This is a genomic window from Frankia sp. CgJB1 (assembly GCF_977947065.1).
Window position 1 is genome coordinate 18,688 of the sequence record NZ_CDWTNB010000036.1, and the last position, 10,064, is coordinate 28,751.

Consider the following 10,064-nt stretch of genomic DNA (forward strand, 5'->3'; position numbering starts at 1 on the left):
TGAGGAGTTCGGGTGCCTAACAAGCTCGCGGAGCAGACGTCTCCGTACCTGCTGCAGCACGCGGACAACCCGGTCGACTGGTGGCCCTGGAGCCCGGCGGCCTTCGCGGAGGCGGCCCGGCGGGGGGTGCCGGTGCTGCTCTCGGTGGGCTACGCATCCTGCCACTGGTGCCATGTCATGGCGCACGAGTCGTTCGAGGACGCCGTGACCGCCGAGTACATGAACGACCATTTCGTCAACATCAAGGTGGATCGGGAGGAGCGGCCCGACGTCGATTCCGTCTACATGGATGTCACCGTCGCCCTGACCGGGCACGGCGGCTGGCCGATGACGGTGTTCCTCACCCCTACCGCCGAGCCGTTCTTCGCCGGCACCTACTTCCCGCCGCGTCCCCGGCCCGGCATGGGGTCGTTCCGCCAGGTCCTGGCGGCGGTCACCGAGGCCTGGCAGACCCGGCGGGACGAGATCGAGGAGTCGGGGGCGGACATCGCCCGCCGGCTCGCCGAGGCGGCGATGCGCGGTCCGGCGTCCGGTCCCGCCGCCGAGATCACCCCGGCTCTGCTCGACACCGCCGTGGCGGGGCTGTCGGCCCGCTTCGATGCCCGTCACGGTGGATTCGGCGGTGCGCCGAAGTTCCCGCCGTCCATGGTCGCCGAGATGCTGCTGCGGCACTCCGCCCGCACGGGGGACGCGCGCAGCCTGGAGATGGTCGCGGTGACCTGCGAACGGATGGCGCGTGGGGGCATCTACGACCAGCTCGCCGGGGGGTTCGCCCGGTACAGCGTCGATGCGACGTGGACGGTCCCGCACTTCGAGAAGATGCTGTACGACAACGCGCAGCTGCTGCGGGTCTATCTGCACCTGTGGCGGGCCACCGGGTCGGCGCTGGCCGAACGGGTGGCCCGGGAGACGGCCGCCTTCCTGCTCGCGGATCTGCGCACCCCCCAGGGGGGGTTCGCCTCGGCGCTCGACGCGGATGCGGTTCCCGCGAGCGCCGTTCCCGCGAGCGCCGCCCCGGCGGGAGCGCACCCCGAGGAGGGGGCCAGCTACGCCTGGGCACCCGCCCAGCTCGTCGCCGTCCTCGGGCCGGAAGACGGCCGGTGGGCCGCCGACGTCTTCGGCGTCACCGAGCAGGGCAGTTTCGAACGTGGTACGTCGGTGCTGCGCCTGCCGGCGGACCCGGGCGACCCGGCGAGGTTCGCGGCGGTCCGCGCGGCCTTGGCCGCGGCACGGGCGACCCGGCCGCAGCCGGCTCGCGACGACAAGGTGGTGGGCGCCTGGAACGGCCTGGCCATCGCGGCGCTGACCGAGGCCGGCGCGTTGTTCGACGAGCCGGGCTGGGTGCGGGCCGCCGAACAGGCCGCCGTCCTGCTCCGGGACGTGCATCTCGTCGACGGACGCCTGCGCCGGACGAGCCGGGACGGCCGGGTCGGCGTGAACGCCGGGGTACTGGAGGACTACGGCGACGTCGCCGAGGGGCTGCTCACCCTGCACCAGGTCACCGGCGATCCGGCGTGGCTCGCGCTCGCCGGGACGCTGCTGGATACCGTCCGTGACCGGTTCGCGGCCCCTGGCGGGGGGTTCTTCGATACCGCGGACGACGCGGAGGTGCTGTTGCGCCGGCCGCGGGACGACTCGGACTCGGCGACCCCGTCGGGCCAGGCTGCTGTCGCCGGCGCCCTGGTCAGCTACGCGGCGTTGACCGGTTCCACCGAACACCGGTCGGCCGCCGAGACGACGGTGGCGCGCGTCGCTCCGCTGCTGGCCCGGGATGCCCGGTTCGCCGGTTGGGCCGGTGCGGTCGCCGAGGCGCTGCTGGCCGGGCCGGCCGAGGTCGCGGTCGTGGGCAGCCCGGCGCTGGAACGGCTCGCCCGCCTCGGCACGGCGCCTGGTGCGGTCGTGGTGACCAGCGGACCGCTGACCGTCGGCCGGGACACGGCCGGGGTGTACGTGTGCCGGGACTTCGTCTGTGAGCTGCCGGCCCGAACCGCCGCCGAGGTGCGCCGCCAACTCGGGGTGAAGGTGGCCACCTGACCGTCCCGCTTCTTTCACTGGTGATGCGGTAAGCATGTTGTACTGGCGATGCAGTAAGACTGGTGATGCAGTAAGCATGTAATCGTCACGAGGGGTTCTTCGGATCCGCTCCGGGGCGCCGGATCGGGCCTCCGGGTCCGGATCGGCCGGCAGGCCGGGCCCGCGCGCGGGTCCCGACACGGGTGCCGATCGGAGATCGAGGGGACACGTCATGTCCGGTCCGCGTGGACGGGGGTACGGCAGGCCGGGGGATCGGGCGGAGGTGGTTCCGGCGGACGACGCCGCAGCCTGGTTCGCCGAGCACATCCCGGCCGGGTGGTTCGCCGGGATGCCCACGGTGGTCGTGGACCGGGACGAGATTACGGTCATCGGGGTACTCGCGGCCGGCGGCGCCGCGCCTGGAGGAGTGCCGTCGGCGACGGGGGCCCGGATCCGGCGGTTCCGGGAGCAGACCCGCGAGGAACGGATCGCCATCGCCACGAAGGCCGAACATCGGTACAACCGCAAGGTGGCGTGGGGCGCGACCCTTGGTGACACCACCGAGCTGTTCACCGCACTGTCCGTGCCGGTGATGACCCGGCTGCGCCAGCCGGAACGCCAGGTGCTCGACACCCTCGTCGGCTCGGGGGTGGCGCGCAGCCGCAGCGAGGCCCTCGCCTGGTGCGTACGTCTGGTGGGCGAGAATGCCGACAGCTGGCTGTGCCAGCTCCGGGAGGCCATGGAACAGGTGGAGAAGATCCGCTCGGTGGGCCCTCGGCTGTAGTCGGCGGAGACCCCGTACGGTGCCCGATGCCAGGGGTCCCCGCACTGCGGCGAAGCCGCCGTGTGGGGGAAGGCTGTTAGTAGATGGCGAAGAGCAGCGCGATGTAGTGGCAGGTCGCGGCGACGAGGGTGAAGGCATGGAACACCTCGTGGTAGCCGAAGATCGTGGGCACCGGGTCCGGTCGCCGGCAGGCGTAGACGACGGCGCCGAGGCTGTAGCAGACCCCCCCCACGAGCAGAAGGACCATCGAGGCGATCCCGGCCCGGTGGGCGAGCTCCGGGATCACGAAGACGGCCACCCAGCCGAGCGCGATGTAGAGCGGCACGGTCAGGTACCGCGGCGAGTGCAGCCACAGCATCCGGATGGCGACGCCGAGTCCTGCCCCTCCCCACACCACCGCCAGGACCACCCGAGCGGTCGTCGGCGGCATCGCAATCAGGGCGAAAGGGGTGTAAGTGCCGGCGATGAAAACAAAGATCATTGAATGGTCGAGGCGTTTCATGCGCGCCCGGGCGCGTGATGTCGACCACATCGTCCGGTGGTAGAGGGCGCTCGTTCCGAAGAGGGCCGCAATACTCAGGGCGTAAACTGCGATACCGAACCGGGCACGCAGCGTGGTAGCCAGCGCCACCGCAATGACGCCTAGTGTCAGGCTGATCGGGAACGCGCCGGCATGTAGCCATCCCCGCATGCGCGGTCGCACCAGGTCACGCGGGTGCGAGGCGATGTCCGTCTGCGGAGGCCCGGCCGGCTGCTGTACGAGGGAAGCCACGCCGAGAACGATAACCCGAGGGTCAGTGCCGTCACGAAGCGGAGCCGGACGGCAGCAGTCGGTCCGTACCGGTGCGTGATGGATCCGACGCTTCTGCGCACTCGCCTATCGCGCGACTGCGGACGGAACGCGCGGTACAGTCTAATGATCCTGAACGTGGCCTCGAACTCCCCCTATATTGTGGGTTTTGTCTGAACGTCCACGAGTACGTTCGAGTTCTCAAGTGGGCACCTGCATATGGGAAGAGAGCGCGGCAGGTTCGACTCGACCGGAGGTGTGAGCTGTGATAACCGCGGCACAGGTTTCGGGGCTGGACGTGGCCCCCACGAGGCACGCCAGGCTAGTTGCCTGGGTGCGCGAGATTGCCGAACTCACTCAGCCGGACCGGGTTGAGTGGTGCGATGGATCAGACGCGGAGTTCGATCGGCTGACCTCCCTTCTGATCGAGCAGGGGACCCTGGTCCGGCTGAATGACGAGAAACGTCCGAACAGCTTTTACGCCGCCTCGGACCCGGGCGACGTGGCCCGCGTGGAGGACCGTACCTATATCTGCTCTGAGCAGGCGGAGGACGCCGGCCCGACCAATAACTGGCTCGACCCTGCTGAGATGCGGGCCACACTCCGAGGCCTGTTCGCAGGGTGCATGCGGGGTCGGACGATGTACGTCGTCCCGTTCTGCATGGGCCCGCTCGGCTCGAGCATCTCGGCCCTCGGTGTCGAAATCACCGACTCGCCCTACGTCGTCATCTCCATGCGGACGATGACCCGGATGGGAACGCCCGCCCTCGAGCAGTTCGGAACGGACGGTTTCTTTGTCCCGGCCGTCCATTCCCTGGGCGCTCCGCTGGAACCCGGCCAGGCCGATGTCCCGTGGCCGTGCAATACGACGAAGTACATCACCCATTTCCCGGAAACCCGGGAGATCTGGTCCTACGGCTCAGGTTACGGCGGAAACGCACTACTTGGCAAGAAGTGCTATGCGTTGCGTATTGCGTCGGTCATGGCCCGCGACGAGGGCTGGCTCGCCGAGCACATGCTCATCCTCAAACTGACGTCTCCCGCTGGCAAGGTCCACTACATTGCCGCCGCATTTCCGTCGGCCTGTGGAAAGACCAATCTGGCGATGCTCATCCCAACCCTGCCGGGCTGGCAGGCGGAGACCGTCGGTGACGACATCGCCTGGATGCGCTTCGGTGAGGACGGCCGGCTGTACGCGGTCAACCCGGAGGCCGGGTTCTTCGGGGTCGCCCCGGGGACCGGCGAGCAGACCAACCCCAACGCGGTCAGGACCCTCTGGGGCAACGTCGTCTACACCAACGTGGCCAGGACCGATGACGGTGACGTCTGGTGGGAGGGGCTGACCAAGCAGCCGCCGGCGCACCTCATCGACTGGAAGAGCCGCGATTGGACCCCCGAGTCCAGCGAGCCCGCCGCACACCCCAACGCCCGCTTTACCGTCCCGGCGGGCCAGTGCCCGACGATCGCCCCGGAGTGGGAGGATCCGCGCGGCGTGCCGATCTCGGCGATCCTGTTCGGCGGGCGCCGGGCGACCGCGGTGCCGCTGGTCACCGAGGCTCCCGACTGGCGGCGCGGGGTGTTCTTCGGCTCGATCGTCGCCTCTGAGACGACGGCGGCCCAGGCCGGAGCGATCGGCAAGCTGCGCCGGGACCCCTTCGCGATGCTGCCGTTCTGCGGCTACAACATGGCCGACTACTTCGCCCACTGGCTCGAGGTCGGGCAGAAGGCCGACCAGACGAAGCTCCCGCGGATCTACTACGTGAACTGGTTCCGCAAGAGCCCGGAGGGCAGGTTCCTGTGGCCGGGATTCGGCGACAACAGCCGTGTCCTCGCCTGGATCGTCGGTCGCCTGGAGGGCACGGCAGCCGGGGTGGAGACGCCGCTCGGCGTCCTGCCGACGAAGGACGCCCTACCCGCCGACGGCCTCGACATCGCCGAGGAGGACCTCGAGACCCTGCTCACGGTGGACGTCGAGGTGTGGAAGCAGGAGGCCCAGCTGATCCCCGAGCACTACCAGACGTTCGGGGAACGGCTTCCGGCCGCCCTGTGGACCGAGCACGAGGCGCTCGTCGAGCGGCTGAACAGCGGAGGCTGAGCGGCTGACGCCACCCAACCGCGGGCTCCGTTCGGGGACCGCACCGCTGGCACGGCACTTCGTGGCAGCACCTCGCAAGGCATCTGTGGCAACGCAAGCCATCCGTGGCACCACTTCGTGCGACACTCCCGAGCGGGTCGGCCTTCGGCCGACCCGCTCGGCGGGCTCCCGGCCCGTCCCGTGGCGACCGGTCGGCAGGGTTCGGCCCTCCTTCGCCGGCCCGGCGGCCAGCCGGCGGCGGACTCATTCGTAACTCTGCGTCGCGTCCGTTGTTCCGCCGTTGGCGGGCCGCGTTCCTACCGAGTGTCGTGCTACGAATTCGTAATGAAGTAATTAATGCAAGCCAATATGTGTCTTCGCAGGTCACGGGCTCGCGAGGGCCCCGAAGTGAACAAGTTATTTCATTCCGAATCCTACGGCTCACCTGAGTGGAGCACCACCCGATAATGACCACTCCGCGGATCCCTGCATGTTTGCCGGGGATCAATCCCTTCTCCGGATAAATTTCCGGGAATTCCCCAGTCGGTTGGCTGAATTTCCTCCGACCCGCCCGACGGTGCCAGCCGGCGCCCTCTTTCGGGCCTGGTCTGGTCCGGTCCGATCTCGATGACATGTCGAGACAACGAGTGTCCGATCATCGGCCCGCGGTGTTCCATAGCGTTCCGTCACGTTTTCCCCGCGGGCGCGCTTCAGGCCGTCACCTTTCGGTCGCCGCGTTTCGGGTGCCCCCTCCCATGTCGCCACGTTTCGGCCTGTCACGTTCTGGCCGGCACGCCCGCGGTCACCCGGCTCTCGTCGGTCGCCGGGCTCGTGGATCCGGTGGCGGCCTGCGGCCGGTCGGTGCCCGTTGCCCCGGTTGGTGCCCGTTGCCGGAGTCAGCGCAGGTCCGGGGGCTTCTGAACCGGGCAGTGAGCGGTGACCTGGCTTCCTCGGGCGGACGCTCGTGGTCCGGTCTCCGACGGCGCCGCGCGCGGCGGTTGATGCTCCGCGTCATGATCCGGACGCAATGTGACCGATCGGGGTGCGACGGGAGCTCCGGGGTGCGAGACGTTTCCAGTTCTTAACGTAACGTGTTGTCGGAAGTGGGTCGCCATCATCGAGGGCTGCGGTTACCGTGGGAGCGCTAGCGTCTCAAGCCGTGGTCCGGCATGGTGCCGGACCTCTCGGGAGGCCCCTCGGTGCCGCAAGCGCGACTACACCAGGAGGCCGGTGCCCGGCTCCTGCAGGGGTCGGTCCCGGACTACCTCCGAGTAAGCGGGTGGGCGTGTGCCACGAACGCATGTCGTCGACACAAGCGTGCTGCTTTCTGATCCTGGCGCGCTGCTGCGGTTCGCGGAGCACAATGTCGTGCTCCCCCTCGTTGTCATAGGGGAGCTGGAAGGTAAGAGGAACCACCCGGAACTGGGCTGGTTCGCCCGGGAGGCACTACGCATCCTGGACGATCTGCGCATCCGGCATGGTCGCCTCGATCAACCGCTCCCGCTGGACAACGGCGGGACACTACGGGTGGAACTCAATCACACCGATGCGGCGGTGCTTCCACTGGGGTTCCGGGTCGACACGAACGACTCGCGGATCCTGTGCGTCGCGATGAACCTCGCCCGCGAGGGCGCCGACGTCGTACTGGTCACGAAGGATCTCCCGCTGCGGGTCAAGGCGTCGGTGCTGGGGCTGCCCGCCGAGGAGTACCAGGCGCTGTCCCCGGTGGACACCGGCTTCTCGGGGATGGCCGAGCTCACCGTCACCCAGGAGGACCTCGACCGGCTTTACTCCCGCGATTACACCGAGATCCTGGAGGCCGCCGACCTGCCTTGCCACACCGGCCTGGTCCTCACCACCACCGGGGGGAGTGCCTCCGCGCTCGGCCGGGTGACCGCCGACAAGCAGGTCCGGCTCGTCCGCGGCGACCGCGACGCGTTCGGCCTGCACGGTCGCTCCGCCGAGCAGCGGGTGGCCCTCGACCTCCTGCTCGATCCGGATGTCGGGATCGTCTCCCTCGGCGGTCGAGCCGGCACCGGTAAGTCGGCGCTCGCCCTGTGCGCCGGGCTCGAAGCTGTGATGGAGCGCCGGGCGCACCGCCGGGTGGTGGTTTTCCGCCCGCTGTACGCCGTCGGTGGCCAGGAGCTCGGGTACCTCCCGGGCAGCGAGAACGAGAAGATGGCGCCCTGGGCCCAGGCGGTGTTCGACACCCTCGGTGCGCTCGTCTCCCCCGAGGTCATCGAGGAGATCGTGGATCGCGGGATGCTGGAGGTGCTGCCGCTCACGCACATCCGTGGCCGGTCCCTGCACGACGCGTTCGTGATCGTCGACGAGGCTCAGTCCCTGGAGCGCGGGGTGCTGCTGACCGTGCTGTCCAGGCTCGGGCAGGGGTCACGGGTGGTGCTCACGCACGACGTGGCCCAGCGCGACAACCTGAGGGTCGGCCGGCACGACGGGGTCGCCTCGGTGATCGAGACCCTGAAGGGCCACCCGTTGTTCGCGCACGTCACGCTCACCCGTTCCGAGCGATCGCCGATTGCGGCCCTGGTCACGACGATGCTGGAGGATCTCGTTCTCTGACGGGGTTCTCCCTGATCATCCAGCGAACTTTCGATGAATATCTGGAGAATGTCTGGAGGGCGTCCGAGGGTCCCGGGCTGCGGGAACGTGTGGCCGCGGTGCGCGGTTGTGCGAGGAGACAACCACCGGAGGTGGCTTCCCATGTTCTTCGGTCGTCACAAGACGACACTGCCCACGCCCGAGCAGGCCCTTCCCGGCCGGGATCGGCCGGTGTTCGCGGGCGACGTCCCGCACACTGTGCTGGGGACCCCGCTCGCCGGCCCGTTCCCGGCGGGTCTGGAGACCGCCGTGTTCGGCCTCGGCTGCTTCTGGGGGGCCGAGCGCGCGTTCTGGAAGGTTCCCGGGGTGTACACCACCGCCGTCGGCTACGCCGGAGGGCACACCCCGCACCCCACTTACGAGGAGGTGTGTTCCGGGCTGACCGGGCACACCGAGGTCGTCCTTGTGGTGTACGACCCCGCGAAGGTCGGCTACGAGGAGCTGCTGCGCGTGTTCTGGGAAGGGCACGACCCGACCCAGGGCATGCGGCAGGGCAATGACGTGGGCACCCAGTACCGTTCGGCGATCTACACCACCACCGCCGGGCAGGCCGCCGCGGCGGCTGCCAGCCGCGAGGCGTTCCAGCAGGTGCTGACCGCCGCGGGCCTCGGGGCGATCACCACCGAGATCGCCCCGGCTGGTCCGTTCTACTACGCGGAGGAATACCACCAGCAGTACCTTTCCGACGCCAAGAACCCCGGCGGCTACTGCGGCCTGGGTGGCACCGGGCTGTCATGCCCGGTGGGGGTCGCCTCGGCCGGTTCTCCCCGCGCCGGGACGTCCGCGGAAGCCTCCAGCGCCGGCTGAGCGCGGCCAGCGGAGACGGGAGCGGGGGGAACCTCGCGGATGGGGGAGGGATCGGGGGCCGTCGGCGCGGGGGCGCCGACGGCCGGTCCGGGGTGCCGCGGGTCCTGCGGCAGATGTGGGATCAGTCCATCCGGCGGGTGGCGGTCAGGTACATGACCGGGGTGGTGTAGGTGATTGTGCCCTGGGTGTCGATCGCCTGCTGCCAGGCCTGGGCGTAGCGGTGGGCGAGGTTCTCGTCGAAGGTGGCGATGGTGTCGATGGGGCTGCGGGCGCCGGGGTGCGGCGGCCGGTTGAGGTAGCCGTCGACGGCGTCCCGGCTGGTCATGGTGCTGATGACCGTGACGCCCTCGAAGCCGGCGCTTCGGGCGTGGGTAACGGTGTCGGTCTCGTTGAACCGGCTCATCGTCCGGGCTGCCGGGGTCGCGTCGGCAAACAGGTCGCCGATCATTCGCAGCTCGTCGGCGGTGAGGGTGGACAGGTCGGCGTCGTGCCGACGGCGGGCGTTGATCGGCTCGAAGACGGACAGCAGGCCGCCCGGACGCAGCACCCGGGCCGCCTCCTCCAGCGCGGCGGGCAGATCCTCCAGGTAGATCAGAACCGAGCGGGCCACGACCGCATCGACACTGCCGTCCGGCAGGGGCAGGCTGGCGGCGTTGGCGACGACCCGTTCGGGGGCGCCGGCACCGTAGCCGGCGGGTCGGATCGCGTCCAACGCCTCGGCGGACCGGTCGATGGCGGTGACGGCGCCGTCCGGGCCGACCAGGGCCAGGGCGGCGAGGGTGAGCAGACCCGTGCCCGCACCGAGATCCAGTACATGATCGCCGGGTGAGATTTTTGCGCCAGCGAGAATCCGATCGCGAATCCCGTGGAGCTGGTCTTCCGCCGCCTGCCGTTCGACCGGCGACATCCCGGCGAACCGTTCGGCCGTCAGCCAATGCGCGGCCGGGTCACTCTTCCCAATGCCATTTCCGCTAAGT

General features: G+C 69.6%; 7 protein-coding genes. 5 read left to right on the plus strand and 2 right to left on the minus strand.

Translation table 11 applies throughout. The features are described from left to right. The first annotated feature begins 12 nt into the window (after window positions 1-12). Together AC08OT_RS06650 and AC08OT_RS06655 are read left to right on the plus strand one after the other, a co-directional pair. The gene (locus AC08OT_RS06650; RefSeq protein ID WP_476592551.1) at window positions 13-2,034 is read left to right on the plus strand and encodes a thioredoxin domain-containing protein; all 2,022 of its coding nucleotides are present in this window, start codon (window positions 13-15) and stop codon (window positions 2,032-2,034) included. A gap of 211 nt (window positions 2,035-2,245) precedes the next feature. Next, window positions 2,246-2,797: a hypothetical protein gene (locus AC08OT_RS06655; protein WP_476592550.1), complete on the plus strand. Its 552-nt coding sequence runs from the start codon at window positions 2,246-2,248 to the stop codon at window positions 2,795-2,797. A gap of 76 nt (window positions 2,798-2,873) precedes the next feature. Here AC08OT_RS06655 and trhA read toward each other — a convergent pair whose 3' ends face one another. Then, window positions 2,874-3,569 carry a PAQR family membrane homeostasis protein TrhA gene (gene trhA, locus AC08OT_RS06660; protein ID WP_476592549.1) on the minus strand — a complete coding sequence of 232 codons (696 nt, stop codon included), beginning with the start codon at window positions 3,567-3,569 and terminating at the stop codon, window positions 2,874-2,876. 283 nt (window positions 3,570-3,852) lie between these two features. On the opposite strand from trhA, the gene AC08OT_RS06665 reads away from it, so the two are divergent. The 3 genes from AC08OT_RS06665 (at window position 3,853) to msrA (ending at window position 9,087) form a co-directional block, all read left to right on the plus strand. Continuing rightward, window positions 3,853-5,682: a phosphoenolpyruvate carboxykinase (GTP) gene (locus AC08OT_RS06665; protein ID WP_476592548.1), complete on the plus strand. Its 1,830-nt coding sequence runs from the start codon at window positions 3,853-3,855 to the stop codon at window positions 5,680-5,682. Between the two features lie 1,266 nt (window positions 5,683-6,948). After that, a complete protein-coding gene (locus tag AC08OT_RS06670) occupies window positions 6,949-8,241 on the plus strand; it encodes a PhoH family protein (protein ID WP_476592547.1) in 1,293 nt (430 codons plus the stop codon). A 141-nt stretch (window positions 8,242-8,382) separates the two neighbouring features. Further along, on the plus strand, window positions 8,383-9,087 hold the full coding sequence (gene msrA / locus AC08OT_RS06675) for a peptide-methionine (S)-S-oxide reductase MsrA (protein WP_462187764.1): 705 nt from the start codon (window positions 8,383-8,385) through the stop codon (window positions 9,085-9,087). 121 nt (window positions 9,088-9,208) lie between these two features. On the opposite strand, the gene AC08OT_RS06680 is transcribed toward msrA, so the two are convergent. Then, on the minus strand, window positions 9,209-10,064 hold an 856-nt coding region (locus AC08OT_RS06680), incomplete at its 5' end, for a methyltransferase domain-containing protein (RefSeq protein WP_476602635.1).